The sequence below is a fragment of the Ruegeria sp. G10 genome (assembly GCF_056533645.1).
The window spans coordinates 157,122-183,937 of the sequence record NZ_JBQFOQ010000005.1 but is presented as its reverse complement, the minus strand read 5'-3'; the positions used below and the strand labels follow the sequence as shown (position 1 = coordinate 183,937).

The 26,816-nt window shown below is 55.4% G+C and carries 26 protein-coding genes, 1 tRNA gene and 1 pseudogene; 9 read left to right on the top strand and 19 right to left on the bottom strand.

Annotation, left to right across the window (positions count from 1 at the left end):
* Positions 1-90: 90 nt before the first annotated feature.
* The gene (ilvC, locus tag ACR0KM_RS11025; RefSeq protein ID WP_480859771.1) at positions 91-1,113 is read right to left on the bottom strand and encodes a ketol-acid reductoisomerase; all 1,023 of its coding nucleotides are present in this window, start codon (positions 1,111-1,113) and stop codon (positions 91-93) included.
* A 131-nt stretch (positions 1,114-1,244) separates the two neighbouring features.
* Between ilvC and ACR0KM_RS11020 the strand changes: the two genes are divergently transcribed.
* Both ACR0KM_RS11020 and ACR0KM_RS11015 read left to right on the top strand, forming a co-directional pair.
* Positions 1,245-1,700, top strand: coding sequence for an Lrp/AsnC family transcriptional regulator (locus tag ACR0KM_RS11020; protein WP_480859769.1), 456 nt, complete (start codon positions 1,245-1,247; stop codon positions 1,698-1,700).
* A complete protein-coding gene (locus tag ACR0KM_RS11015) occupies positions 1,697-2,155 on the top strand; it encodes an Lrp/AsnC family transcriptional regulator (RefSeq protein ID WP_480859767.1) in 459 nt (152 codons plus the stop codon). Before ACR0KM_RS11020 ends, ACR0KM_RS11015 begins: the two co-directional genes overlap by 4 nt.
* Here the strand turns inward: ACR0KM_RS11015 and ACR0KM_RS11010 are convergent.
* Positions 2,152-2,853 (bottom strand): GntR family transcriptional regulator, encoded by a 702-nt coding sequence (locus ACR0KM_RS11010; RefSeq protein WP_480859766.1) that lies wholly within the window; start codon positions 2,851-2,853, stop codon positions 2,152-2,154. The genes ACR0KM_RS11015 and ACR0KM_RS11010 overlap by 4 nt on opposite strands.
* A 230-nt stretch (positions 2,854-3,083) precedes the next feature.
* Between ACR0KM_RS11010 and ACR0KM_RS11005 the strand changes: the two genes are divergently transcribed.
* Positions 3,084-4,211, top strand: coding sequence for an aminotransferase class V-fold PLP-dependent enzyme (locus ACR0KM_RS11005; RefSeq protein ID WP_480859831.1), 1,128 nt, complete (start codon positions 3,084-3,086; stop codon positions 4,209-4,211).
* Positions 4,212-4,242: 31 nt separating this feature from the next.
* Here ACR0KM_RS11005 and ACR0KM_RS11000 read toward each other — a convergent pair whose 3' ends face one another.
* The 3 genes from ACR0KM_RS11000 to ACR0KM_RS10990 form a co-directional block, all read right to left on the bottom strand.
* Positions 4,243-5,439 carry a UbiH/UbiF family hydroxylase gene (locus ACR0KM_RS11000; protein ID WP_480859764.1) on the bottom strand — a complete coding sequence of 399 codons (1,197 nt, stop codon included), beginning with the start codon at positions 5,437-5,439 and terminating at the stop codon, positions 4,243-4,245.
* A 74-nt stretch (positions 5,440-5,513) separates the two neighbouring features.
* The gene (locus tag ACR0KM_RS10995; RefSeq protein WP_480821589.1) at positions 5,514-5,762 is read right to left on the bottom strand and encodes a hypothetical protein; all 249 of its coding nucleotides are present in this window, start codon (positions 5,760-5,762) and stop codon (positions 5,514-5,516) included.
* Between the two features lie 87 nt (positions 5,763-5,849).
* Entirely contained in the window at positions 5,850-6,494 is a 645-nt protein-coding gene (locus ACR0KM_RS10990; protein ID WP_480859762.1) for a pyrimidine 5'-nucleotidase, read from the bottom strand.
* Between the two features lie 99 nt (positions 6,495-6,593).
* Between ACR0KM_RS10990 and ACR0KM_RS10985 the strand changes: the two genes are divergently transcribed.
* On the top strand, positions 6,594-7,241 hold the full coding sequence (locus tag ACR0KM_RS10985; RefSeq protein WP_480821593.1) for a GntR family transcriptional regulator: 648 nt from the start codon (positions 6,594-6,596) through the stop codon (positions 7,239-7,241).
* Here ACR0KM_RS10985 and ACR0KM_RS10980 read toward each other — a convergent pair.
* Together ACR0KM_RS10980 and carA are read right to left on the bottom strand one after the other, a co-directional pair.
* On the bottom strand, positions 7,198-9,108 hold the full coding sequence (locus ACR0KM_RS10980; RefSeq protein ID WP_480859760.1) for a glycosyltransferase family 2 protein: 1,911 nt from the start codon (positions 9,106-9,108) through the stop codon (positions 7,198-7,200). The genes ACR0KM_RS10985 and ACR0KM_RS10980 overlap by 44 nt on opposite strands.
* Positions 9,109-9,188: 80 nt before the next feature.
* Entirely contained in the window at positions 9,189-10,355 is a 1,167-nt protein-coding gene (gene carA, locus ACR0KM_RS10975; RefSeq protein WP_480859758.1) for a glutamine-hydrolyzing carbamoyl-phosphate synthase small subunit, read from the bottom strand.
* A 183-nt stretch (positions 10,356-10,538) separates the two neighbouring features.
* Here carA and ACR0KM_RS10970 point away from each other — a divergent pair, with 183 nt between their 5' ends.
* Positions 10,539-11,021, top strand: a complete 483-nt coding sequence (locus tag ACR0KM_RS10970) for a GatB/YqeY domain-containing protein (protein ID WP_480821599.1) — start codon at positions 10,539-10,541, stop codon at positions 11,019-11,021.
* Here ACR0KM_RS10970 and ACR0KM_RS10965 read toward each other — a convergent pair whose 3' ends face one another.
* The 3 genes from ACR0KM_RS10965 to ctaD all read right to left on the bottom strand — a co-directional run bounded on the left by ACR0KM_RS10965 (position 11,022) and on the right by ctaD (position 13,927).
* The gene (locus ACR0KM_RS10965) at positions 11,022-11,507 is read right to left on the bottom strand and encodes a DUF2244 domain-containing protein (RefSeq protein ID WP_480821601.1); all 486 of its coding nucleotides are present in this window, start codon (positions 11,505-11,507) and stop codon (positions 11,022-11,024) included.
* Between the two features lie 45 nt (positions 11,508-11,552).
* Complete coding sequence (locus ACR0KM_RS10960) at positions 11,553-12,152, bottom strand: DsbA family protein (protein WP_480859756.1); 600 nt, start codon at positions 12,150-12,152, stop codon at positions 11,553-11,555.
* A 116-nt stretch (positions 12,153-12,268) separates the two neighbouring features.
* The gene (ctaD, locus tag ACR0KM_RS10955; RefSeq protein ID WP_480859755.1) at positions 12,269-13,927 is read right to left on the bottom strand and encodes a cytochrome c oxidase subunit I; all 1,659 of its coding nucleotides are present in this window, start codon (positions 13,925-13,927) and stop codon (positions 12,269-12,271) included.
* A 265-nt stretch (positions 13,928-14,192) separates the two neighbouring features.
* Here ctaD and ACR0KM_RS10950 point away from each other — a divergent pair, with 265 nt between their 5' ends.
* Complete coding sequence (locus ACR0KM_RS10950) at positions 14,193-14,612, top strand: HIT family protein (RefSeq protein WP_480859753.1); 420 nt, start codon at positions 14,193-14,195, stop codon at positions 14,610-14,612.
* Between the two features lie 384 nt (positions 14,613-14,996).
* On the opposite strand, the gene lipB is transcribed toward ACR0KM_RS10950, so the two are convergent.
* Both lipB and ACR0KM_RS10940 read right to left on the bottom strand, forming a co-directional pair.
* Complete coding sequence (lipB, locus tag ACR0KM_RS10945) at positions 14,997-15,653, bottom strand: lipoyl(octanoyl) transferase LipB (protein ID WP_480859751.1); 657 nt, start codon at positions 15,651-15,653, stop codon at positions 14,997-14,999.
* A gap of 39 nt (positions 15,654-15,692) precedes the next feature.
* A complete protein-coding gene (locus ACR0KM_RS10940; protein ID WP_480859749.1) occupies positions 15,693-16,352 on the bottom strand; it encodes a DsbA family oxidoreductase in 660 nt (219 codons plus the stop codon).
* Between the two features lie 131 nt (positions 16,353-16,483).
* Here ACR0KM_RS10940 and ACR0KM_RS10935 point away from each other — a divergent pair.
* Positions 16,484-16,570 (top strand) — tRNA-Leu (locus tag ACR0KM_RS10935).
* Between the two features lie 550 nt (positions 16,571-17,120).
* Here ACR0KM_RS10935 and ACR0KM_RS10930 read toward each other — a convergent pair.
* The 4 genes and pseudogenes from ACR0KM_RS10930 to ACR0KM_RS10915 form a co-directional block, all read right to left on the bottom strand.
* Positions 17,121-18,092: pseudogene (locus ACR0KM_RS10930) on the bottom strand (recombinase family protein); the annotation flags it as partial.
* Entirely contained in the window at positions 18,080-18,379 is a 300-nt protein-coding gene (locus ACR0KM_RS10925; RefSeq protein ID WP_480859747.1) for a hypothetical protein, read from the bottom strand. The pseudogene ACR0KM_RS10930 and the gene ACR0KM_RS10925, both read right to left, overlap by 13 nt.
* A 227-nt stretch (positions 18,380-18,606) precedes the next feature.
* The gene (locus ACR0KM_RS10920) at positions 18,607-18,903 is read right to left on the bottom strand and encodes a type II toxin-antitoxin system RelE/ParE family toxin (RefSeq protein WP_480859745.1); all 297 of its coding nucleotides are present in this window, start codon (positions 18,901-18,903) and stop codon (positions 18,607-18,609) included.
* Positions 18,900-19,151, bottom strand: a complete 252-nt coding sequence (locus tag ACR0KM_RS10915) for a type II toxin-antitoxin system ParD family antitoxin (protein WP_480859744.1) — start codon at positions 19,149-19,151, stop codon at positions 18,900-18,902. The genes ACR0KM_RS10920 and ACR0KM_RS10915 overlap by 4 nt, the downstream gene beginning before the upstream one ends.
* Positions 19,152-19,215: 64 nt before the next feature.
* Here ACR0KM_RS10915 and ACR0KM_RS10910 point away from each other — a divergent pair, with 64 nt between their 5' ends.
* Positions 19,216-19,935, top strand: a complete 720-nt coding sequence (locus ACR0KM_RS10910; RefSeq protein WP_480859742.1) for a hypothetical protein — start codon at positions 19,216-19,218, stop codon at positions 19,933-19,935.
* A 53-nt stretch (positions 19,936-19,988) separates the two neighbouring features.
* Here ACR0KM_RS10910 and ACR0KM_RS10905 read toward each other — a convergent pair whose 3' ends face one another.
* The 3 genes from ACR0KM_RS10905 to ACR0KM_RS10895 all read right to left on the bottom strand — a co-directional run bounded on the left by ACR0KM_RS10905 (position 19,989) and on the right by ACR0KM_RS10895 (position 23,283).
* Positions 19,989-21,143 carry a hypothetical protein gene (locus ACR0KM_RS10905; protein WP_480859741.1) on the bottom strand — a complete coding sequence of 385 codons (1,155 nt, stop codon included), beginning with the start codon at positions 21,141-21,143 and terminating at the stop codon, positions 19,989-19,991.
* Entirely contained in the window at positions 21,140-22,117 is a 978-nt protein-coding gene (locus tag ACR0KM_RS10900; RefSeq protein ID WP_480859738.1) for a hypothetical protein, read from the bottom strand. The genes ACR0KM_RS10905 and ACR0KM_RS10900 overlap by 4 nt, the downstream gene beginning before the upstream one ends.
* A gap of 242 nt (positions 22,118-22,359) precedes the next feature.
* Complete coding sequence (locus tag ACR0KM_RS10895) at positions 22,360-23,283, bottom strand: hypothetical protein (RefSeq protein WP_480859736.1); 924 nt, start codon at positions 23,281-23,283, stop codon at positions 22,360-22,362.
* A gap of 75 nt (positions 23,284-23,358) precedes the next feature.
* On the opposite strand from ACR0KM_RS10895, the gene ACR0KM_RS10890 reads away from it, so the two are divergent.
* On the top strand, positions 23,359-26,592 hold the full coding sequence (locus ACR0KM_RS10890; protein ID WP_480859734.1) for a hypothetical protein: 3,234 nt from the start codon (positions 23,359-23,361) through the stop codon (positions 26,590-26,592).
* Positions 26,593-26,816 lie beyond the last annotated feature (224 nt).

Here is a 26,816-nt window from a genome sequence, read left to right as displayed (position 1 = left end):
TTTGCGTTTGATTTGAACCGAAATACGCTGCCTCTCCCTTCGGTCGAACGCACATTTCGATGCCTTTTTTCTGATAAAACGCTAAACGCCTCAGTTCTTTTCTTTATCGACCATTTTACCGGCCGAGATCCACGGCATCATGGCGCGCAGTTTGGCGCCGGTTTCCTCGATCATGTGCTCGTCATTGGCACGGCGCGACGCTTTGATGGTCGGCTGGCCAACAGCGTTTTCCAGCATGAAGTCACGAACGAATTTACCCTGCTGGATATCGTTCAGAACCTCTTTCATACGCGCTTTGGTCTCGTCGTATTTCAGGATACGCGGGCCGGTGACGTACTGGCCGTACTCAGCGGTGTTCGAGATCGAGTAGTCCATGTTGGCGATGCCGCCTTCGTAGATCAGGTCAACGATCAGCTTCACTTCGTGCAGACACTCAAAATAGGCCATTTCGGGCGCGTAGCCGGCCTCGACCAGCGTTTCAAAGCCGCAGCGGATCAGCTCGACCAGACCACCGCACAGAACGGCCTGCTCGCCGAACAGGTCGGTTTCGCATTCCTCGCGGAAGTTGGTCTCGATGATGCCCGAACGACCGCCACCGATGGCCGAGCAGTAGGACAGACCGATTTCAAGCGCTTTGCCGGTTGCGTCTTTGTCGACGGCCACCAGGCAGGGCACGCCGCCGCCTTTGGTGTATTCACCGCGCACGGTGTGGCCGGGGCCTTTGGGGGCCATCATGATGACGTCGACGCCTTCTTTCGGCTCGATCAGGCCAAAGTGGACGTTCAGGCCGTGGGCGAACGCGATGGCCGCACCCGGCTTGATGTTGTCGTGGACGTATTTCTTGTAGGTCTCGGCCTGCAATTCGTCGGGCATCGTGAACATGATCAGGTCGCACCAGGCGGCGGCATCTGCGATGCTCATGACCCGAAGGCCTTCGGCTTCGGCTTTCTTGGCCGAGGGCGATCCTTCGCGCAGGGCGACGACAAGGTTCTTGGCACCCGAGTCGCGCAGGTTCAGCGCGTGGGCGTGGCCCTGGCTGCCATAGCCCAGGATGGCCACTTTTTTGTCTTTGATCAGGTTGATATCGCAATCGCGATCATAATAGACGCGCATTTTGCCGGTCCTTTCAGTTTCGATTGCGGCGTTTCTATCCTGAGGTTTGGGTATTGGCGAGAGCGTTGGGATTGAGTATTTGAGAAAAAGGTGAAGAATAATTCTTAAAATGGCAACCATGTGAAAAAATCATGCTTGATGATGTTGATCGGCGTATTCTGCGCCAGTTTCAGGCCGAACCCAGCCTGACCACGGCGGAACTGGCCGAGCGCTGCCGCATCAGCGCGGGCGTCTGCTGGCGGCGGATCGAAAAGATGCAGGCCGCAGGGGTGATCGAGGGGCAGGAGGCCGTTATCGACTGGGCGGCGCTGGGATACGCGGTCGAGGTGTCGTTGCGGGTGACGCTGGATAAGACACAGGCGCGGGCGTTCGACGAATTCACCGCTGCGGCGCGTGAGGTGCCCGAGGTGATCGAGATCCAGACCTTTCTGGGCCGGGTCGATGTGCGCCTGTCGGTTCTGGCGCGGGACATGAACCATTATCAGCAGGTCTATCGCGACCGTATTCTGATCCTGCCGCATATCGCCGATATTGAGGCGCTGATGCATATCGCGCGGGTCAAGCGGGATGAGGTGCTGCCGGTATGATCGAGTTGGATGAGATCGACCGCAAGATCCTGCGCGCCTTGGTGCAGGATGCCACGCAAAGTGCGGGCGCGTTGGGGCGGCGCTTGGGCTTGTCTCAGCCTGCCACATGGCGGCGGATTCGGCGGCTGGAGCAGGCGGGTGTGATCAAGGGGCGACGGCTGCGCCTGAATGCCGAGGCTCTTGGGTTTGGTGTGACCGTGTTTCTGGGCGTCAAGCTGGCGCGCAAGGGGCAGGTGAGCCTTGAGGATTTCGAACGCGCTGTCAGCGCCATCCCCGAGGTGCAGACCGTCGAGCATGTGCTGGGGCTCTATGACTACCGCCTACGCGTCGTCGCGCGGGATCTGGCCGATTTCGAGCGGGTGCTGCGGCGGCGGGTGATGACGCTGCCCGGCGCCGGAGAGGTCGAGGCCAACGTGCTGCTGAGCGAAGAGCGCCTGCCGGGACCGATCGGTTAGTATTTGGTTCGGATGCGGAATCCGGGATGATGCGTCATCCGGGCAAAGGTCATGGGCTGCCCGTCTTTCCATGTTGTCCGTTCAAGCTGGATCATCGAGGTGCCGGTGGTGGTACCCATGAAATCGGCCAGACGGCTGTCGGCTGAGATAGCGCAGAAGGCGATCTCGGCCTCGGTAAAGGGTGCCGCGTTCAGCAACCATTCGTGCGGGCCGCTTTTGTTCAGGTCTGCATGCTCGACCTCGGGTACGGCTTCGATATTGATCCAGCGTTCTTCCAACTGGAAAGGGCGGTTGTCGGCATAGTGCATGCAAATCACATGCAGGACCCGTGCGTCCGGCTCGACATTTAACTGCGAGGTCAGCCACCCGGGGCTATAGACCACGTTCCGTTCGACCAGCGCATAGCGATAGGCTGAGTTCTGGTTCTCGACGGCCTGACGTGCCAGAGAAATCTCAAGCTTTGCCTGTTTGCGGGGCTCTTTCTTGACCCTTGTGCCGCTTTTGCGCTTGCGTTCGACAAAGCCCTGTTCGGCCAGCTCGCGCAGAGCCCGGTTTACCGTGGCACGGGCGCAGTCGAACTCTTCCGCAAGTTGCGTTTCGGTGGGCAGAAGCGAGCCCTGAGGCCAGATGCGGGATTCAATCCGCCGTTTAACTTCGTCCCTGACGATCTGAAAACTAATCCGCTTTTGCGCAGTCACGTGTTGAAATGCCTGTTCTTGTTCAAAGTGTGTGTATCTGTTCAGAAACACGTCAGAGTGTAAAGAGAGGGTGACTCTAATTAGCGTCATTTCTGTGCGGTTTTTTGCCCGAGATATCAGGGCAATACTTCATTTTTTGCTGACCTAGGGTCAAGCTGATCACTGCTTAGGCTCTTTACCGGGCGGGGCAGACACGGCAGAAACAGATGACCAATCAGAAAGGATTCATGATGTCTGCGTTGCTGGAAACTGTTGACCCCGACGGGCTCGAGGAATTCTCGGTCGTTTTCACAGATCGTTCGCTGAACCATATGTCTGCCAGTTTTCAGCAGGTAATGCGCGATATCTCGGGTATGTTGCGCGAGGTCTACAATGCCGATGGCGTGGCTGTGATCCCGGGTGGCGGTACCTATGGTATGGAAGCCGTCGCGCGGCAGTTCGCACGCGATGCCAATGTCCTTGTGGTGCGCAATGGCTGGTTTTCCTATCGCTGGAGCCAGATCATCGAATCCGCTGCGTTGACCGCGCAGGCGACGGTGCTGATGGCGCGCGAGACTGGCAATGCCAGCCCGTCACCTTTTGCGCCGGCGCCGATTGATGAAGTTGTGGCGACAATTCGTGAGAATCGCCCGGATATTGTCTTTGCGCCGCATGTTGAAACCTCTGCCGGGGTGATTCTGCCTGATGACTACGTAACCGCGATGGCGGCGGCTGCGCATGAGGTCGGGGCGTTGATGGTGCTGGACTGCATCGCGTCGGGATGTGCCTGGGTCGACATGAAGGCGACTGGCGTAGACGTTCTGATCTCGGCTCCGCAAAAGGGGTGGAGTGCTACGCCTTGCGCCGGTCTGGTGATGCTGTCCGAGCGCGCCGAGGCGCGGTTGGAGCAGACCAGTTCGGACAGTTTTGCGATTGATCTGAAGAAATGGCGGCAGATCATGCAGGCCTATGAAAACGGCGGTCATGCCTATCACGCGACCATGCCGACAGATTCGCTGCGGGCCTTTCGCGATACGATGGCTGAGACGCGGGATTATGGGTTCGAGATGCTGCGCGCGGCGCAATGGGCGTTGGGGGATGGTGTTCGCGCCTATCTGAACGACAAGGGTGTCATGTCGGTGGCGGCCGATGGCTTTGGCGCGCCGGGCGTGGTGGTCAGCTATACGACGGACCCCGAGGTGCAGAATGGCAAGAAATTCGCCGCTTTGGGGATGCAGATCGCCGCCGGTGTGCCGTTGCAATGTGACGAGCCCGAAGGGTTCAGCACCTTCCGTCTGGGTCTGTTCGGGCTCGACAAGCTGTACGATGTCGAAGGCACGATTGCGAGGCTGAAACGCGTTCTGGATCAGGTGCTTTGAACGAGGTGGCGGGCTGAAGCCCGCCCTATGCCTAGCGGACGCCGAGGCCCATTTGCATCAGCGTCTTGCGCACGGGTGGCAGGGAATAGAGCGCATTCAGCCCCATCGCCCGTGCATCGCGCAACGGACGCGCCTCGATCATCGAGGCGCGGTTCAGCAGGTCGATGCCTTTGACGCGCAGCTCGATCTCGGGATGACGGGCCTTGTGATAGGCCGCCAGCATCTGCGCGTCGCCCAGACCTTCGGGGCGGGCCTGCGCCAACTCCAGCAGACTGCGCAGATCACCCAGCGACATATTCAGCCCCTGCGCGCCGATGGGGGGCACCACATGGGCGGCCTCGGCCATGAGTGCGATACGCTCACCGGACAGGCGCTCTGCCGACTGGCTGATGATCGGCCAGATGGTTCGGCGCGACGCCAGTTTCAACGGCCCAAACAACCCGCACGACCGCTCGGTCATCAGCGCCTCAAAGGCTTCGGGCTCGGTGTTGAACAGTTCTACTGCACGTGGGCCCCGCTCCATCCAGACGATTGCCGACGAGGGCTGACCCTGCCAGTCAGGTAGCGGCACCAGCGTGAACGGCCCGCCCGAGCGATGGATCTCGGTAGAAACATTATCGTGCGGGATCGGGTGCGTTACCGCAAAGGCCAGCGCTTTTTGTCCATAGCGCGTGGTACGGACATTGACCCCGGCGGCCTCGCGCATGGGCGAATTGCGCCCGTCGGCGGCCACCACAAGCTTACAGTGGATGCGGCTGCCGTCGCTGAGGCCCACGCGTGCCTCATTGGTGCGGGTGAACAGGCTGACGGTGCCTGTGCCGGGGCGGAAATCGACAGTGGGTAACTCGGCCAGACGGGCGACCATTTCCCGGCGCAGCAGCCAGTTGGGCAGGTTCCAGCCAAACGGCTGGTCCGAGATATCGGCGGCGTTGAAGTCCCGCACGACGCGGGGTTCGGGCACATCACCGCCCGCGTCCACGATGCGCATGATCTGCAGCGGCGCGGCATGGGTGTCCAGCCGATCCCACAGACCACATTGTTCCAGCAATCCGTGGGCAGGTTGCAAAAAGGCTGTGGTACGCAGGTCGGAGCCGTCCACGTCGCGCTCGGTGATCGGTGGGGTGGGGTCGACGCAGATTACGTCGAAACCGGCGGCTCCGAATGTGGCGGCGGCGGTCAAACCGGCGATACCGCCACCAGAAATCAGGATGTCACAGCTGTCAGTCATGAGGGCATTTCTCCGTTGCTGCGGACACTAGTGCCGTTGGCGGTCGCCCGCCAAGTGACATCCTGTCTCGTGCCTTATCCTCTGGAAATCAGGATCAGGACCAGAAACATCACCGGCACCATCAACAGGGCCGGGATATAGAGGCCGGGAAGGCCAAACAGCAGGATGGAACAGCCCCACATGCTGAATACGGCAGCGGCGGAATAGTACAGGTCCTCGGCTTCGGCATTGGCTGCATCCCTGGCCATCCAGCCAAACAGGGGAATTGCAAAGAAGAGGCGCTGCCACCAGGGCAGACGCCGCGGCATGTCAAGCGCGGTCATTTGGGTCTCCGATTCTGTTCGTCGCACGGTTGCATATGGGGGCAATGCCGCAGGCGCGAAACGCACAGATCGTCGCAGTGTGACAGCCTAGCGCAGGGCGCTCAGAAACAGTGTCAGATCATCGGTGTGGTGGTGGATATGGTCGGCGTCATGAGGGTCGGGCGCGACATGCACCGTGCGCATTCCCATCTCGTGCGGGGCGGCCAGATTGCGCGGATCATCTTCGAACATGGCGGCCTTTTGGGCCTCGATGCCGTCTTGTGCAAAGATCGCTTCGAACGCGGCCTTCTGCGGCTTGGGGCGATAGCCTGCGTGCTCGACACCGTATATTGCATCAAACAGACCCTCTAACCCGCGCGCGGCCAGAACACGCTCGGCATAGGGTGCTGACCCGTTGGTATAGACGATGCGGCGACCGGGCAGGGCGCGGATATGGTCGGCGAGCTCCGCATCGGGTTCCATATGGCTCATGTCAACCTGATGGACGGCGTGCAGGTAAGGATCGGGGTCCAGATCGTGTTCTGCCATAAGGCCGGCAAGTGTGGTGCCATACTGCCGCCAGTAATAATCGCGCAGCCGATCCGCCTCGTGCCGGTCGATGCCGATGGCCTGCATCACGTAATCCGTCATCAGCACTTCGATCTGATCGAACAGGCGCATATGCGGCGGGTAGAGCGTGTTGTCGAGGTCGAACACCCATTGGGTGACGTGAGCAAAGGCAGGTTTGACCATGTTTTGGGTTTAGGGCGGTTGCTGAAGGTTTGCAATGCCGCTCTTGATGGGGGGGCACGTGGCGGATAGACAGGTCCGAACGAGGAGACAAAACAGCCGATGCCCCAGTCCAAACAGTCCAACACGGACGCCTATACACTGATACTCGAAGCGATCGATGTGGGTGTTTACAAGCCAGGCGACCGTTTGGTCGAAAGTGAGTTGGCTGAACGGTTCGGCGTCTCGCGCACCCCGATCCGCGAAGCTCTGCAGCGGCTTGAGACGCAATCGCTTCTGGAACGTGATGGGCGATCCCTGATCGTGGCTTCACTGGATCACAACCAGATGGCCGAGCTCTATATTGTGCGGCGCGAGCTAGAGGGGCTGGCGGCCCGCCTTGCAGCCAAACATGCGACGGAAGAGGAAATCCGTGTGCTGCAAGAAATGGTGGCCGCCGACGATGCGCTGGTCAGCGATCCGCCCGCCCTGTCGCGCGCCAACCGCAGGTTTCACGAACAGATTCACCTCGCCTCGCACAACCGGTATTTGGTTCAGCAGCTTGATCTGGTGCACCGGACCATGGCGCTGATGGCAACGACCTCGCTGGCGGCGGAAGGACGCGGCGAGATTGCCCAGGGCGAGCATAAGGGTATTGTTCAGGCCATCGCCGCGCGGGATGAAGATGCAGCGGCCAAGGCGTTGCAGGATCATATCTCGGTCGCGTTCATGACGCGGCTGAAACAGGATGCGATTCGACGCGAGAAATAGGCGGGCCGGTTTCCTCAATCGCATGACCGTGCTGGGTTTTGTCCCAGAAGAACGGGTAGACTGCCAATTCCCACAGGCCTTTGTAGGCTGCCAGCACACCCAGCGGGTAATAGAGCACCATCGTAGGCACCCAAGGCAGCAGAAAGCGGCGCTGGCCCGCAATGACGCCAAGCGTACCGACCAGAAGATTGGCGGCCTCGGCCAAAAGGAAGACATAGACGCATGCGGTCAGGAAGCCGGGCGTCATGATGGTGTGGTAAGGGTGCGGCAGATCGAAAAAGATCAGCCAGAACACCCATAGGACAGGGGCCAGCAGGAATTGCCCCAACGTTCCAAGAAAGAATGCCTGCAACCCCAGAAAACGCAGCACGCCGAGATCGCGCATCAACTGGCGGGGCGCGCGCATATGCACCAGATAGGTAACCATAAAGCCTTTGAGCCAGCGTGAACGCTGTTTGACCCAGGGCCAGGCGCGAAAGTTTGCCTCTTCATAGGTCGCGGTGTTGACGATCTCGGTCCGGTAGCCAGCCCGGCTGAGCCGGACACCCAGGTCGGCATCTTCGGTGACGTTATGTGCATCCCAGCCGCCCAACTCCAGCAGCTTGTCGCGACGAAAGAAGAAGGTGGTGCCGCCCAGCGGAACCACCAGCCCCAAGCGTGCGATCCCTTTCAGGATCACCCGAAACCAACCGCTGTATTCGATGGTGAAACAGCGCGATCGCCAGTTGGTGCGGGGGTTATAGTAGTCGAGGACGCCCTGCAGGCAGACGACCTCGTCAGGGGCGGCTGCAAAGTGGCGAACAACCGTTTCGATCTGATCCGGGACCGGCGCGTCTTCGGCGTCCCAGACCCCCAGGATGTCTCCGCGGCAAAAATCCAGCGCGTAGTTCATTGCGCGCGGTTTTGTCGTCAGGTCCCCGCGCTGTGGAACCGTGATGGCGCGCATCCAACTTGGCAGTTCGATCTTCCTGAGCGCCTCTTTCGTTACGTCGTCCTGTTCTTCCAGAACCAAAATGACGTCCAACAACGCTTTGGGATAGGTCAGGCGGCGAAGCCGGGCGATCAGGACATCGGCTATCTCACGCTCCTTATAAAGGGGGACGAGGATCGAGACACAGGGCAGCCGTGGCGCACCGTCAGTGTCGGGATGGATCGGTGCCTTGCGGGGCCAGAGATAGGCCATCAATCCGGATAGTCTGAGGATCAGGAACAGGCCGAGCGTCAGCAGGGTCGCCCCCAAAAGAAGGCTGAGACCGGTGATCGGAAACAGAGCGAACAGGATTGCCAGCCCGAGAAACCCAATGACCGGACCTGTCCGTGTTCGGGCTGACCAGTTACGGCAGCTTTGCCCGGCCTCGACCCGCATCTCTGCCGCGTGCGCCAGCGGCATGGCATAGTGACGCGCAATAGCCGTATCGATCTGATCAGAGCTTGCCAGAACCGGCAGGACGGTATGGCCGCTGCCCTTCAAGGCGATCTCGACCACCGAGAAAGCGTCCGGGCGCGCGGTCGCAACCAACAGGATCGGGCCCAATCGCATCCACGGCACCACGTTATGCGCCAACCAGAATTCGACCGGTTTCATGGCACACAGCTCGGCTGACGGCGGCGTCTGTTCCAGATCAGCGATCTGCAGGCCCGTTTGGTCGGACAGGGCCGACAGAACCTGCGCCCGGCTGGCCCAACCCTGTCCGACCAGTATTTCGCCCAGTGGTGCGTTCTGCGAGGTCTGCATCCGCAGCGCCTGCGCCAGTTGATCGGTCGTGATTACGCCCTGATCCAGCAGCCATGTGCCCAGCGGTTTGCGCGAATGCGGCCCCGGCACCGGTTGCGCCAGCGTCTGCCGCTGAAGATTCAATTCGACCATAGAAAAACCCCGCCGCATGTCACGCTGGGCAGGGTTGCTCAAACAGGGTTAACGCGCGGTTAACGCTGATGATTTCGATCTTAAGCCTGTGCTTTTTGATTTGCCATAGCAGCTGCGAAGCGTTCGAACAGGTAGAAACTGTCCTGCGGACCCGGTGAGGCCTCGGGGTGGTATTGTACTGAATAGACCGGGCGATCCGTCATGCGAATGCCGCAGTTCGACCCGTCAAACAACGAGCGGTGGGTCTCGACCACCCCGTCGGGCAGTGATTGCGCATCAACGGCAAAGCCATGGTTCATCGAGGTGATCTCGACCTTGCCGGTCTCAAGGTCTTTGACCGGGTGGTTCGCACCGTGGTGGCCGTGGTTCATTTTGACGGTCTGGCCGCCAAGGGCCAGCGCCAGCATCTGGTGGCCGAGGCAGATGCCAAAGACCGGCAGGCTGGTGGTGTCCAGCACCTCTTTGATCATGGGCACCGCATATTCGCCAGTGGCGGCTGGGTCGCCGGGACCGTTGGACAGGAATACACCATCGGGGTTATGCGCCAGTACCTCGGCTGCAGTCGCGGTGGCGGGCAGGACCGTCACGTCACAACCCGCCGAGGCGAGGCAGCGCAGGATGTTGCGTTTGGCACCGAAATCCAGGGCGACGACCTTGTGCACAGGCGCTTCCTGACGGGCATAGCCATCGGGCCATGCCCACCGCATTTCGTCCCAGCGATAGCTTTGGGCGCAGGTGACGTCTTTGGCCAGATCCATGCCTTCCAGCCCGGCAAAGCCGCGTGCAGCACTGACCAGAGCTTCGATGTCGAAATTGCCCTCGGGGTCGTGGGCCAGCGCCACATGCGGGGCACCCTGCTGACGGATGGCGCGGGTCAGGCGGCGGGTGTCGACGCCACCGATGGCGATGCGGCCACGGCGCGCAAGCCAGCTTTTCAACTCTTCAGCCGAGCGCCAGTTGGATGGCTCGGTCGGGTCCCATTTGACGACCATACCCGCGGCCACCGGATCGCCGGTCTCGTCATCCTCGGGGTTCACGCCGACATTACCGATATGGGGGAAGGTGAAGGTCACGATCTGGCCCGCGTAGGAAGGGTCCGTCATGATCTCCTGATAGCCGGTCATGGCAGTGTTAAAGCACAGCTCGGCCACCGTTTGGCCGGTTGCACCGAAGCCAACTCCGTAGAACAGCGTTCCATCGGCCAGTGCCAGACATGCGGTGGGCTTGGACGGGGCGTTCTGGGCCATGGCGCGACTCTCCTGCAAGGTAAACGGGCGCATACCTAAGGGGGATAGAGCGCCGGGTCAAGCCTGTTCAAATTTTGGGCTATTGTTGAAAATCAATGACTTAAGCGCAATCATCGCCCATTGTGCCCGCCTTTTTGTTTCGATATGGTCGGGGTTCCTTTGCCATGGGGATGGACAGACCATATGGATATGCGATCACGGGTGAATGCCGCCCTGAAGCAAGCAATGAAAGACAAAGCTGCCGAGCGCCTGTCGACGCTGCGCCTGATCAATGCCGCGATCAAGGATCGCGACATTGCCTCGCGCGCCTCCGACAATGAAGAGGCCAAGGGTTGCGGCGACGCCGAGGTGCTTGAGATCCTTGGGAAAATGACCAAACAGCGCAAGGAAAGCGCGCGCGCCTATGAAGAGGGCGGACGCCTTGATCTGGCCGAGCGCGAGCTGCGCGAGGTCGAGGTGATCGAGGAGTTCCTGCCCAAGCAACTGGATGAGGATGAGGTCAGCAAAGCCATCAAAACTGCCATTACGGCCACCGGCGCAGGGTCGATCCGCGATATGGGCAAAGTGATGGGCGAGCTGAAAACGCGCTATACCGGCCAGATGGATTTCGGCAAGGTCGGGCCGATGGTCAAAGACCATTTGTGTGCGGCGTCCAACGGCGGCTGATTACTCCGGAACACGCAGTTTCTGATTGAGATCCTTGAAAAGCGCGATCCTTTCGTCCTCGGACAGGAACGCGCCGATCTCGACCTCGCGACCGTCTCCGATCAACGTTACATAGTGTGGCACCGGCCCGCCGCTCGGGTGCATCTCGGGGCGGGCCCAATATCGGTTGCAACACCATTCCTGATCACCCTTGCGGGGATGATGATGCACAAGACGCGCTTGTGTTTGATCCAGTGTCAGCACTTCGAACACGCTGCGCGCGCGATAGTTGGTTTGGATCGCCAGCCAGAGCCCCAGCACGGTGAGCAGCAGGAACGGCAGCAACCCCCAAAGAATGACCGACCCCAGCATTGCAAGCAGCGGAATCAGTCCGAACAGAAACACTGACAGGATGACGACCATTGCGCCGCGTGGGGGCAGAGAGTTATGCGGCCAAAGGCGCAACTCCTGTTCTTCTTCCGCGTTTTCTGTCCATTTGTAAGGCATGGCCGGAACCTAGCGCAGGGCATGGCAAAGTCGAAGCAAAAACTGTTAGACGACGTGCCCGACGCGTGCCCACGACAGAGCGTCGTCCAGTCGGTCATCGCCCCAGAATACCTCATCCCGGACAACAAAACTGGGCGCGCCGAACACACCCAGCTGAATGGCGGTTTCAGTCTCGGCTTCCAGGGCGGCGGTGACGTCCGGGCCGCGGGCACGGCCAAGGATCAGGCGTGGGTCTTGTTGTGCGCGGTGCAGGGCCTCGGTGATGCCGGTTTCGGAACCGGCCTCGATGCCGTCTTCGAACCAGATCCCATAGAGCGCCTGCGTATAGGTCTTGCCCCAACCTTCTGTCATGCCCAACAGGGCGACCTGATTAGCCAGCGCAAGGTCCGAGATGGGGTAGGGGGCGGGCAGCTTGGCGTGGATTTGGTACTTAGCGGCCCGGCGTTCGATATCGCGCCACATATAGGCGGTTTTGACCGACTTGCCTGCGAACGGAGTGTTCTGTTGTTCCGCCATTATGGTGCGCACGTTGAAAGGCCGCCAGTTCACGGTGGCATCATGCTGGGCGCACCAGTTGTCCAGACGTTTGATGGTCAGAAAGCTGTAGGTGCTGCCGATGGAGTACCAGAAGTCAATCTCGGGCATCGCAAAACCCTCCGGCCCCAGAATACCCGATTTCTGCCGTTTTGGCGATTGTTAGACGCACCAAACGAAAAACCCCGCCCTGATGAGCGGGGTTTTCAGTTTTACTCAGAGCGGGTTCAGTGCGCGTGGCCCTTGTCCCAGTCTTCCTGCTTGGGCAGCTGCTCGAACGTGTGTTCGGGCGGCGGGGTGGGCAGGGTCCATTCCAACGTATCCGCGTATTCGTTCCACGGGTTCGGACGCGTCTCTTTTGCGCCACGCAGCAGGGCGTAGATCACGATGCCGAAGAACAGCAGGAACGAGGCGAACGAGATGAACGCACCGATCGACGAGACAAAGTTCCACTGGGCGAATGCCTCGGGGTAGTCGATGTAGCGGCGCGGCATGCCCTGACGACCCAGGAAGTGCTGCGGGAAGAAGGTCAGGTTGGCGCCGACGAAGAACAGCCAGAAATGAACCTTACCCCAGAATTCCGAGTACTGACGGCCCGTCATTTTCGAGAAGTAGAAGTAGACACCTGCGAAGATCGCGAAGACGGCGCCCAAGCTCATCACGTAATGGAAGTGCGCAACGACGTAGTAGGTATCGTGATAGGCGCGGTCGACACCGGCCTGCGACAGAACCACACCGGTCACACCACCAACGGTGAACAGGAACAGGAAGCCGAAGGCGAACAGCATCGGAGTTTTGAACTCGATGGAACCACCCCACATGGTCGCAATCCACGAGAAGACCTTAACGCCGGTTGGAACCGCGATGACCATCGTGGCCAGCATGAAATAGGCCTGCTGACGCAGCGACATGCCAACGGTGTACATGTGGTGCGCCCAGACGACGAAGCCCAGAACACCAATCGCGATGATCGCCCAGACCATCGGCAGGTAACCGAAGATCGGCTTGCGCGCGAAGGTCGCGATGACGTGGCTGATGATGCCGAAACCGGGCAGGATCACGATGTACACTTCCGGGTGGCCGAAGAACCACAGGATGTGCTGATACAGGATCGGATCGCCACCACCGGCCGGATCAAAGAAGGTGAAGCCAAAGTTGCGGTCCATCAGCAGCATAGTGATTGCGCCTGCAAGAACCGGTAGGGACAGCAGAATCAGCCACGAAGTGACGAAGATCGACCAGCTGAACAGCGGCACCTTGAACAGGGTCATGCCCGGGGCACGCATGTTCAGGAAGGTGGTGATCATGTTGATCGCGCCGAGGATCGAGGAGGCGCCCGATACGTGCACGGCAAAGATCGCAAGGTCCATGGACATGCCGCCCTCGGTCGTCGAAAGCGGTGGATAGAGAACCCAGCCAACGCCCGAACCAAGCTGGTCATTGCCACCGGGGCTCAGCAGCGAGGCCACACCCAGCGAGGTACCGGCCACATACAGCCAGAAGGACAGGTTGTTCATCCGCGGGAACGCCATATCCGGCGCACCGATCTGCAACGGCATGAAATAGTTGCCAAATCCGCCGAACAGGGCGGGGATGACAACGAAGAACATCATCAGGACGCCGTGATAGGTGATCATCACGTTCCACAGGTGTCCGTTCGGGGTGCACGGGTCGGCCATGAAGCCTTCGAGGCACATATACTGAACACCGGGGTGCATCAGTTCGAGCCGCATATAGACGGTCATCAGGACCGAGATCAGACCGGCGAATGCCGAAAAGATCAGGTACAGAATCCCGATATCCTTGTGGTTGGTCGACATGAACCAGCGGGTAAAGAACCCACGCTGGTCTTCATGGTCATGACCATGAATGGCTGCGTCTGCCATTAGGTGCCTCCTGTTGCAACTACACCGCGCAGTCGGACCTCTCCAACGCGCGGGATTCCTGCTGGTTTTAGAATGCGAAGGGGCGACCTTCAATGGCCGAGTTTGATCTGGATCAAGAATAATTGTCGCGGGCAGGATGGACTGCGCGCGGGAAGCTGACCCTGGATGCGGGGTATCTGGGGATTGCATCCGTGATTTCAAGGGGCTTGACGCGTCCCTGGGGCCGGATCAGAACAAGGGGACGTTCAAACCCCGGAGGCCCGCCATGACCGCGTATGATCCCGAGAACATCTTTGCCAAGATCCTGCGCGGGGAAATCCCGTCGAACCGCGTCTATGAAGACGACGATACAGTCGCCCTGATGGATATCATGCCCCGGTCCGACGGGCACTTGCTGGTCATCCCGAAAACACCCTGCCGCAACATGCTGGACGCAACGCCCGAGCAACTGGCGGCGGTGATGGCAACCGTTCAGAAAATGGCGCAGGCAGTGAAGACAGCCTTTGACGCCGATGGCGTCACGGTTCAGCAGTTCAACGAGGCTGCGGGCGGGCAAGAGGTCTTTCACCTGCATTTCCACGTGCTGCCGCGCCACGAGGGCGTCTCGATGCGCCCACCGGGTAACATGGGCGATTTCGACCAGATCGCGCAGCACGCGGACAAAATACGCGCCGCGCTGGCCTGAGACTGGTCGGTTTCGGTGATAGGTTCCGGTCAGACGCGAGGCGTCCGTGTCGGGCGTTCTGAAAAACAGGGGCCCTAAAATGAGAATTGCCGTTCCGATATGGGGTCGGAACGGCAGACTCGTAACCAAAACACTTCACGGATTTCGCTGGGCAGCCCTGCGAGCACCGGTAACACACCACTCACTCTTGAACGGTCCTTACATACTATGTGGTCAGATGGCGTTTGTAAGGAGAGGATGTGAAGAATCCCTGAATTTGAGGCGAATTGAGGCAATTCAAAGGAAACGCGTGGGTGGTTTGCGAAACAGAAGGCACGGATAACTTGGATTGTTGTTTTTGCGCGGGGAAGCGCGCGATTCGACCCCGAGGGAATCGCTCCTGCCTCACGCGTCCTCGATTGCAAAAACCTCGGCAAAGGTCTTTTTCAGCGCCACATCCACGTCATCCATCGTCACCGGCAGGCCCAGATCGACCAGAGACGTCACCCCGTGTTCCTGAATGCCACAAGGCACGATTCCGGTGAAATGAGACAGATCGGGTTCGACATTGATCGAAATGCCGTGAAAACTGACCCACTTGCGCAGCCTGATCCCAATAGCGGCGATTTTGTCCTCGGCGGTCTGGCCGGTCACCGTCAGAGGTTTGTCGTGACGCTGGACCCAGACGCCCACGCGGCCCTCGCGGATTTCGCCGGTGATATTGAACTCGGCCAGCGCCGCAATCACCCATTCCTCAAGCTGTTGCACAAAACGGCGGACGTCATGGCCACGTTTGCCTACATCCAGCATCACATAAACCACACGCTGCCCCGGCCCGTGATAGGTGTACTGCCCGCCGCGCTTGCTGTCGTAGACGGGAAAGCGATCTGGATCGGTCAGATCTTCGCGCTTGGCTGAGGTGCCAGCGGTATAAAGCGGCGGGTGTTCCAGCAACCAGATGCACTCATCCGCTTCGCCTGCCGCAATCGCTGCAACGCGCGCCTCCATAAAAGCGGTGGCCTCGTCGTAGTCGATCAGCCCGTCGGTGGTCTTCCATTCCATGGCCGTTCCTTAGACCGTCTGCAGGGCGGGGGGAAGGGGTCAGGCGGCCTCGGTGAGGCATCGTTGCAGAACCTGAGCATAGGTTTCCGTGCCCTGCGCGCCGGTCAGCAGGTACTTGCCCCCAAATACCATCGACGGCACGCCGGATATGCCGCGGCTGGTCCAGAACTGCTGCTTTTCGCGCACAGGCTGGACATGCGCCCCTGAGGCAAGCGCGCTACGTGCCGCGTCCGGGTCGAGCCCGGCGGTCGTAACGGCGTCCATCAAAACGTCAGTGTCCGAGACGTCCTGTTGCAAGGTGAAATAAGCGTCGAACAGCGCTAGCTTGAGCGGATGCTGGCGCCCCTGCGTCTCGGCCCAATCCAACAGCTGGTGCGCGGCGAAGGTGTTTACGATGCGGCTGTCATCGTTGAAATTGAAGGTAAAGCCCAGCTCGGCGCCCAAAGCGGTCAAGCGATCCCGCGCCTGCTGGCTCTGCTCGGGCGTCGAGCCATATTTCTCGGCAATATGCTCACGCAGGTTCTGACCTTCGGGGCCCATATTCGGGTTCAGTTCGAAAGGGTGCCAGCGCAGACGGGCAAGTACATTCTCTTCTTTGAGGGCTGCGTCGAGTTGACGAAACCCAACAATGCACCATGGGCAAACCACATCCGACACAACGTCGATCTGAACGGTAGGACGGGGATCGGACAGTGTCATGGGGCGCTCCGGGATTGTGATGTCTGGCGCTAAGATATGACCGGGATCCGTGAATTCAATCGCGCGTGTTTTTGCCTCTTCACATCGCGCGGTTCAGGGTCTATACGCGCCTCTACCAAGTCATTGGCAGTGCGGTCGTGGCGGAATTGGTAGACGCGCAGCGTTGAGGTCGCTGTGGGGTAACACCCGTGGAAGTTCGAGTCTTCTCGACCGCACCATTTCACATTTTGATGTGAAATCCGCTAAAAAATCAAAAATTACAGACGTTTGTGGAGTTCGATAGCCGTTTTGGCGGTCGTATGCTAATGGGGCTTTGAAGGCTGCATTGAGGATAGTTTTCTTCACGAGAAGTGATCCGTTTTCATAGATATTCCAAGGACTTGAGAGGAAATCTCGCAAGAGTTCGATAATTTCACTGAGGCTGCGTGTAGGTTTCGTGGTGTGGGATATCTTATCGGTCAGCAACAGTTTGTCCTCTTCCAGCTTGGCGATTTTGCTTTCAAGCACCGCCATGACTTTTGGATTCGACGTCTCAATCATGCGCTCAACAAGCGCATCCTGTTGCTTGTCCAACTCTTTGTGCTGGCGTTTGATTTCGGCCTTCGCTTGCTTGGCCTGATCGCCGCGCTGATCCCATGCGTCTTTCAACATCGACATCGCGATATCGAGCATGTTCTTGCTTGGTGTCAGCGAGTGCAAAATTGCCTCAAAACCTGCGTCGATTTTCTCTGCACGAATACCTTTGCGGTACTCAGAGCAGCCTTTCGTCTGACAGTTGTAGTAGGGATAGCGTCTGCCTGTGGCGCTCCGCGCATGGTACGCGGTCATGGGTTTGTCGCAGCACGCGCAGTTCACTGCGCCACGCAGAGGGAAGTTCTCGTTGATGTCAGGGCGCTTGGCCGCAATACCTCTGCCATTGCGTCGCTCTTGAATGACCTCGAAAGTTTCCAGCGAGATCAGAGCTTCATGATGACCTTTGCGGCGGGAGATGCCCCACGGTTCATGTTCAACATAGCCCGCATAGATCACGCGGCTCAGCATGTCCGTCACTTTTTGCTGGCGGATTTTTCCATCTGGCAGGTCTTTGGGGAAGTCAGGCTGGCTTTCTAGAAAGCGCCGCACATCCGCCTGTGCAGAGAACCGACCAGAGGCGTAACCTTCCAACGCTTCCTTGATGATGCAAGCAATGGGTTCAACACGGGTGAGAAGTTTGCCGTGCGATCCGGTTTTCATGTACTCGTAGCCGATAGGGGCGGCGAAGACGGAATAGCCGTTCATCATTCGCCCTTTCATGCGATTGGAAGTTTGTTCAGCGTTCTTTTCGCGTTGGTGCTGGGCGACTGATGCCAGCATGTGTTCCACGAGCCGAGAGTCGCTATCTTCACCAAATTCAATCGATGGGCTTTCCAGAATGCCCCCCGCATCGCTGAGCATCTCGCGCAGGGCAATATGAGCCTGCACATTGCGGGCAAAGCGGCTGATGTCGTCAATGATGACCACAACGCTGTTCTTCGGATGCAGGCGCAGGAAAGCCAACATGCGATCCATTGCAGGTCGGCGTTCGAACTTGCCGGACATATCGTCCATGAACACCTCAACCACATCATAGTCTTTGTAAGTGGCGTATTCCCGACAACGGTTTTCCTGAGAGGCGAGGCCATCGCCTTCACGCACCTGCTTGGCACCGGACACACGGGCATAGATAACGGCCTTTGTTGGTTTTGATGTTACTCCTGCCATTGGTCCTCCTCAGCGCGGGTCTGCGCCCATTTGTTGTTCAACAAGGATACCAAATCTGTGGAATCCTGATCCAATGCTTCTCCATCTTCTCCACAGATTTGCGGGATGGGGTGTAGGTCATAGCCAAGATCGACAAACATCACGACGATGGACCATAGAGTTTCGATCAGTTCTTGCTGCTGATCCAGCGGCATATCGCTGTCTTCCAGCATGGCTGCATAGACTTCCCAGTCTACGGAGAGGCTGGGTCTAGTAGGCATGTCTTTCTTATCTGGCGGACAGGTCATGCACGAGCTCCTTTCTTCAAAATGTCTGGTGATGGGTTCGTTCCACTATGGTCTCACCATAGGCTGGAATGAGAACAAATATAGAACATACAACCACATCATCTTGCCTCACGCAAGAATAATTCTTCAATTATCCTATGCGCTTAGATGTGACCTTACCGTGGCAGGCCCACGGTCATCTCAGGTGAAAGGAGGGTGTAAACGGGTGATCGAGAGTGCTGAAACGATTACCCAATGGGGTTTTCGGGCCAGTTCTCACGGCCATGACGCACACGCAAAATTCTGACCATCCGGTTATCGTCAACCAGATAGATGATTACATGCGCATGCACCGGATGGATGCGGACGGGTGGGGTGATTTCATCTCGCAGACGAGCCATCTCTGGATTGTCGGCAATCAGTTCTATCGTTTGGTCGATCTTGTCCTGATAGGCTTCTGCCTGCACGACGCCAAAGTCTTGAACACCATCAACATAGATTTGGATCAGATCGGCTTCCGCCTTTGCAGAAAGGCGATAGTTCATTCTGAGGCTGTAGTTCCTGCCTGTTGTCTGGCGATGGCACGGATTTCTGAAAGCGATTTGTCGCTGTCTCCGCTGGCCATAGCCTCATCGACCAGACGTTGCATGGCTGCGATCTTGGAGGCGCGGTCCTGATCATGGCGGATGAGGTCACGCATGTATTCGCTGGCGTTGTCGTAACGCCCGGTTTTCATTTGCTGTTCCACCCAGTCCCGCATTGGATCGGGGAGGGAAATATTCATGCTGGCCATATCTGGTCCTCCTACGCATAGTATGTCAGAAAATGACAAATATTGCCATAGGAATATAGTCCTCATGTCATTTGATCCAAAGAGCAAAGCGCATAAAGCGAAGCTTTACAAAGCCCTAGTTGCAGTGGCGGAACTGGCAAATGAACCGTTTGATCAGTTCCTGCAAACGCCGTTCAATCCTCCATGGAGCTTGGCGGACAACTATCGGCGCAACCTGCAACGAGGCGAATACTCGGCAATTCGGGCGAAGGTGCTATATGACTTCCTGCTCAATCATCACTTCAATATCGCGCATTTGGAAGCACCGGAGATATTCCCACAAACGCCTGAGATGAGGTGGCGAGAGATATTAGATGAAATGGCGACATCAGATCGGTTTCGATTGGCCTTGGTGTCGACGGCGATGGGGATCATTGAGCGTGAAAGCGAGTTGAAATCAGCGGACACTGCTATTCGGCTTGGTGAGCGCTTTTGCTTCGAGCTCGATAGTGAGGCTGATGGGCACGTGGTTGCATTCCAAGGTGTGAGGGGGCAATGGCATAACATCCCGCTCGGCTCAGACGGTGAACCATGCGCTGAAATTCAAGCGGGTCAAAACCGCCTGCCAAAAACGATGGAAGGGAAACTTGATCCGCTGACTGAAAGCCAAGACCAAGGTTTGCATGAATTTGTACTTATTTCCGGCGATACCCCTGATATTCCAGCAAATATTGTTCAACTGAATATCTGGGTGAAAGAACACAACTGCTTAGTCCATAAAACTACGGCCAGATTCAGAGCGTAAAAGTACCAACCCAACGCGATTTACTGGCTGCGGGTTGGGTTCATTGAATTGAATCAATATCCAAACAAGTTCTTTAGGCATACGAACAATGATGATGAAATAGCCCAAGTTAGCATCGCTACGGTTGCGACAACCGCGAGCAGCATTACTCTTGCGAGACCCCGAATGATCTTCCAAGTGGGTCGCCAATTGGGGTGTCTTATTTCTGTCTGATCGCTAAATGTACCAAGAGGTGCCGTGAGGAAACGATCCCAAAGACCTCCACGATCCAGTTGAGTTCGTATATTTTTGGGTTCCAGTGCGGAGGAATGAGAAAACAGCTGACTGTGCACGTTTTTTACACACAAACTATTGAAACCCAAGTAACCCGCAGGGCCTGAATCCGGGATGGCAAATTGTGCAACCCTCACGGGTAGGTCCTTCCCGCCGCTATGGCAAAGCACGGCTTCGACACGACCTGCGGCTATGTGTCTTTCCCAGTCATATTGGGGGGAGATTACTGATCCGACGCAAATCACTCTGCCGAACTTCTGATCCGAAAACTCCTGGGACAACAATAGCTTTGAAAATAAGAGGCTACCGAAACTGTGGACGATCACATCGGGTGGTTCCGTTCGTGCTGACTTCTTTGAGTTCTCAATAGCAGATAAAATTTCTGCACCCAGCTTTCTGACCAGCTTTTCATGACGGAAACGAAAAAAAATCCCCAACCGTTCAAATCCATACTTGTAGATTAGAACTGGTGCGGCATACGCAAGTTTGTTTGAAATGCACCAACTTAGTTCTTCTTGCCAAGGCCCCCTAGTGTTGAAGCCGTGAATGACTATCATCCAGCGAATGTCTCTACTTATTGGTGAACGAGTACTGTAGTGCCGCTGCTCAAGTGGTTCACCAGCATCTGCAAAGCTCTGGTCGCATACATTACATTTTTCTGCTTCAAGTTCTTCGTCTGTCAGCGGTCTCGATACTCCAGCTTTTTCACACGATTCCGATGAGCAGTACTGGGCATCAGTGGAATAGATTATTCCTTCTTCTAGAAGCTCATCGAGAAGTGTAATCACTTCTTCAGTGCTGACTTTGTATGAGGCATCTTTTCTTATCAGGTCAGGGTCTAGTACTGATGATGTGTTGGTTTCCAATCTTGATTGAATAACCTCAACCAATTGTTCATCGTGACGACCAATGTATCTGGCAGGGTCAATTGTCATCTTGACGAATTCACTTCGTGTACAATCAAACCAACGTCTTCTCGTGTGCACTGAGCCCAAATTCTAATGCGGGAGTCCGTTCCTGAGCCCTCAACCTTTACTTGCCGAGAAAGGCCAGGAAGATTTTCTGAGTTGAAATGAAAAATTCCATCCGATGACGAAAACTGGTTTGCATCAATGCCGTTTTGAGCTTGCCGAATTGCCTCGATATCGTGAATCCCAGTTTGTGGAGCGGTTGCAACCAAATTGACATGACCTCCGTCCACGTTCATCTTGACTGAGTTAACCTTCAGCTCTGGTTTTTGATTAAGCTTGCTGAATGAGTTGCTTAGCGAAATTTTTTGCAACGGAGTGTCGGTCACAGAGAAGGTGTCCAGGTCTGACCAAATTTGTGCAAGAATCTCATCGTGGACCCCACTTTCATTAGGGTGCGTGATGAATACTGCGCAGAACGGGCTCTCAAACTCCCAAACGAAACGAGCAATTTTTCTTTCCGATTTCTCTCTATAGGCTCGGAACTCATACTCATCGCCATTGATGTCTTGTCTATAGTCTTTTGCCTTCGAACGTACCCAACTGTCTCTTCCTTCTCTCCACCCCAAGGACAGTTCTGTATCGCTCAGGGTTGCAGTTTTGAGGGTCAACTCATCTGGGAACTCGTAGTTCTCATGATCTTGTAAAATTGCGGAATGTGGTGACGCGTGCATGGCATCTGCAAGGTCCGCTTTTTCAATCTTAGGGAGTTCGAACAAATAAACATGCTGATTTCCCCAGCCTTCAATGTCGTGAAGCCACTTGTCGATCTTGGTTTGATCGATCAGACCGTCGTCAATCCCTTGACGAAGGTTAATAAGGAATTCCTCCTTGTTTTTCCCGATCCTCACACCATTGTTGCGAAGAAGCTCCTTGATAAACTTGTTCCCTTGGGAAAGTACGATTTTTTCTGCAATTTCTTTTAGTTGAGCTGTATTCATATCCGCCACATACTACTCTATTATTATTCTCTTGTGTGCAAATGCATTCAAAGTATCCACTTACCTTGACACGGATGTGAGCACCTGTCGAGGTCTCTGGATTTTGTCAGGCTTAAGTGGCCGGCTACTATACTTGGCTACCTTCTGTTCTATCTAGGGTCGAGTGATGCAAGCCGAGTACGAATGAATGATTTTGGGACCCAAAGTTACCGGGAAACTGCGGGGCTGAGGAGAAGAGAGCTCTAGGTTTGGAAGCTATCTGCAAGAAATGGTTTTAATGCTTCGTTAAAGGGCCACAATTTCGCCCACTCATTTGCACCTGTTGTAACCAGATCATCCCACTTGCCAAATTTTGCACGAGTGATGTCAGCAAAGAAATCCTCGGGCGTGCCTAGATCGGTAGCGATGATTTGAGCACCCACAAAATTTGATAGCTCCACTACATTCCAGTACGCACGCAAGACCACGTTTGAATTGAACGCTTGAATTTCTGCGGGCGGGGGTAGGGGTACATCGCTTGTACTTGACTTGCTCTGTGGTGTGGTTTTCGTGTGTGCAGGGATTGACCACATATCTACTAGATGCCCCAATAGCTGAAAAATTCGCGTTGCTGCTTTCGGGTGAGTCACTTGATTGATGCCATTTTCGGTGTCGATCGTTTCGATGAAAATCATGATGAATGCTATGCTTGTGACTTTGGCCCTCAGTTCCGCCCAATTTTCGCGGGAGTACGCACCCAGCATTACTTCGATAGCTTCATGATCAGCTTGCAACTCAAAACACATCTGAGCGTTGGAACGAAGTTCTCCAGAATGAACGGTGTGTGAGCAGAGCTTTTTGATGGTGCGTTGGACGACACCAAAATTTTCTGCGAAAGAGAAATGCCCAAGGTGGGCGTGAGCAAATTCGTGCAAAAAAAGCCACGTGTACGCAATGGTATGATTGTACCCGTTAGGTTCCAGTTCTCGCCATTCATCTAGTCGTTCAACGAATGAAGAGGTGATTAGCATTTTCCGCCCATCATAGGTCAAAGAAAGCTCTCTACTGTCTAACACTTCAAGGCAGCACTTCGGCGTAAACGCACCGCTCCAATTCGCATCAAGTAACGCCATCGCGCGTTGCAGGTAGCCAGCCAAATGTTCTGAGGTGTAAACAGCATTTTTCATGTGGAGAAAAGGCTCGTAGGTTCTTGGAATGTTCCTGACGTGAGGGTAAGGTCTGTTCAAACACAAGAGGTTAAAATGAGCAGTTTTCCAAAGCCTTCTGAGATCATGAGAGAACGTCGACCCTATCTGTATTCTGATAGCTCGAAAGTTGGAGCCTATACGCTCAGTCAGTCGGAGTTTAGCCATTTTTTGGATACTTTAACAGAGCGAAACCAACACAAGGATTTCGAAGTATTTTGTCGCCATTTGTGTGAGCGAACGTTGTGCCCAAACCTAAGGACGCAAACTGGCCCTGAGGGTGGAGGCGACGGTAAAGTTGATACCGAGACCTATGCTGTGTCTGACGAAGTGGCACAACGCTGGTATGTCGGCGGCGCCAACGCAGGGAAAGAACGTTGGGCGTTTGCAATGAGTATTAAGGAGGCGTGGGCAGCAAAGGTCCGAAGTGATGTCAAAGGCATCGTCGAAACTGGCCGAACGTATGACCGTATCTACTTTCTAACCAGCCGCCCTGTTAAGGCAAACAAATGTCATGACGCGGAAAAGAAACTAACTGACGAATACGGTGTTCCCGTTACAATTCTGGACCGCGAGTGGATTATCGAGAAAACGATACAAAATGGCTACGAGGACCTTGCTTACGAAGATCTCGGAGCGGGTCGCCACGATCCTGAAAAGTTGATGATCGGGCCAAACGATCACCGACGAAGCCAACAGTTGGACCAAATCGAAGATCGTATTTCTAAGTTGGGGAACGAGCCAAGTGATCAGACTCAGTTGGTTTCAGACACCTTTGACGCGGCCAAACTGTCGCGAGAGTTGGAACGTCCGCGATTTGAAACTGAAGGTAGGTTTCGACGCGCTATCGATATTGCCACCAAAAGCGGTACTCACGATCAGATTCTCCGTGCGAAGTACGAGTTTTCTTGGACAATGCTTTGGTGGCACGATGATATTGAGCCGTTAAATCAAAGTTACGAAGATATCGAACAAGCGGCCACAAAACTTGATCATGCGGCGGACCTTTCCAAACTTGGAAATCTGTTGCAGGTACTCGCGGCGCGTGTCCACCAAGGATGGGAAACTTCCGAACATCTAGATTTGGAGGCGAGAAGAGAACGTTTCAGTGCAAAGCTATCTGATCTTAGCCAAGACAAATCTCGCCCTAATAATGCGCTATACGCTGAAACCCTGTTGGTTTTGAACAAGCTGACCGACACAAAAGCCAAAGGTGATGCACAGGTTCTTGAAGAAGTTTGGTGCGCGCTATCTGATATTCTCGACCGCGCTGCCGGTTTGGGCGAGTTTCCAGCCGATCTTATTGATCAAGTTGTGGATGCGATGTCAGGTTTAGTACCTGAAAGTTCTGCGCTCGATAGCTTAGCAGAAAAACTAGCTGAGTTTATGGGGCAGAGGCAAAAGGAAGGTAAGGCGGGCGAAATTTATCTTCTGCGCGGGAAAAGAAAGCTAGACAACGAACTTCCCGTAGAAGCTATAAGCTGGTTGGGTAAAGCGTCTATCTGCTTTATGAAGGAAGAGTACAAAGAGGAATTGTTTGAAACCCTCTATTGTTTGACCGTTGCCTACCGTGGTGCGGGCTTGTTGTGGGCAGCTAGAGCCGTTTGTCTTTCCGCTTTGGTACAAGCCAACGCGATTTCAGCCGAAGATGCTGAGACAAAGATCGAAACCATACCGACAGTTTCATTGTTGGCTTTATTGTCTTTGCAGCTAGGGCGTGTTTCCGATTTTTTGTTTTGTATTTACTGGATACGGGGAATGCTTCACTCACTCCCTCTTGATGAGGAAAGCAAATCTCGCCTTGAAGGAAAGATATCAGAGCTAGACGCTCTGTTTTCTTGTTTCCTTGCGGGGGTAGAGAGCAATTTCCTCTCAGAATTTTCTGGATTGCCAGATATTCTCGAAGCCTTGGGGTTGTTCAGGTCCAAACTCATCCTGCTCTATCGGCTTGGCCGTGAAAACGAGTTGGAACAGCATGGTTTGATGCCCGAGGATGCTAAAGCTGGCGAAATCGCTGATTTGGTCAATGCCGCAGCATCGCAGCCTGCAAGTTCCAGTCTTCCAAAGGTGCCGAGACTAAATCAAGGGTACGATTTTATTGCTCAAATCTCGATAATTGGAGTGCGCCTAGAGTTCCTAGGTGGCTCTAGTATCGAAGATATACTTCTCTGTGAGGGGTGTGTAGCCGCGATCGAGAGTTTTCTGGCAACTGCATTCTCCAATAAAGTTTGGCCAAAGACTGAAAAGCTCAAAGTGATAGTGGCGATCAAAGATGGGATCGACGAACCCGAATTAAACTTCGAACCAGAAGTAATGACGCTTAGTTTAGGCTGGCCAAAAAAACTCTCCGTTTTGGATGCAAGTTTGGTTTCTGGCTATGGGCAATATTTGTTGGAGTTTTGCACATATGTTATGGCTGCCGTCGCAACCATGTCTGAGGGTGAAGGTTCCTTGGAATACATGGTAACGCAAGAAAACTTATTTGAGAGAACGGTTTCATTCAGTTTCGCTCACTTTGCGCAAGGACGCATTCTTGGGCAGCCCGTGTCGTCTTTGGATGATCTATCGCATCTTGCTACTAAATCGTACCCGCCGTTGGAGCCGTTGCCAGTCGTTGTTCCAAAAGACTTGGGTAAAACTGAGCCCGTTCAAGAAGAAAAGCGTGAGAGAAGCGGACAGAACTCAGAATCGTTTTCGCCCCCAAAAAAGCACGATGATCTTGCAGTAAGCACTGTGATCAACACGCATCTATGGGACAAAGCTGGTTGGGGGGGTGTGTTGTATGCACATTATGGCCCAACGGACCCTCAACCTCCATTGCTTGGATTGTTGTTTGACAACAGAGAAATGGCATCTGCCATTTTTAGAGAGTGGAACGATAAGTTCGGGCGAAAAGATGTAGAAGATCGTATTCGGATTTCTATTGTTCGCGGGATCAACTCGGACAACGCCCATCACTATCGCGTCCACATATCTCAATCAATTGAGGCCAACAAAGAAACGGTAGATGCGCCAAAAACAATGATTAGTGTATCGCGCTTGAATACTATGGAGCCTGATAATTCTGTTAACCTTGAGGGGTTTCTAAAGCAGTTTGCACGATTTGGTGCATTCTTCTTAATCCCGTGCATACCGTCAAAAGATGCTGGTGAACCCGAATTGTTGCTCAATCATTCAATTTTGAGTAGGAACCTGCATGTGCGGCAAGCTTCGGAGATTGGTGAAAATGACCAAGATACAGTTGCCGTAAGAGAAAGTGACAAAATTTCCTACCCGAGCACCACTGAATAGTTAATCTACAATAGCGAACTTACTTCATACTGGGGATATATCTCAGTGCCTGTGATCACCTTCGTGCTACATGCGATTGTGGTTAGTAGGTCATCCTGACCCGTTACCGCTGCGACCCATTCGGGAACCCCACGGCATTGGTGAATACCGCAAGCATCTGTGTGAAAAATCAAGCATGATTTACAGGTTTCCCTCCATTTGAGCTGTATGAAGGCTCTACTCGA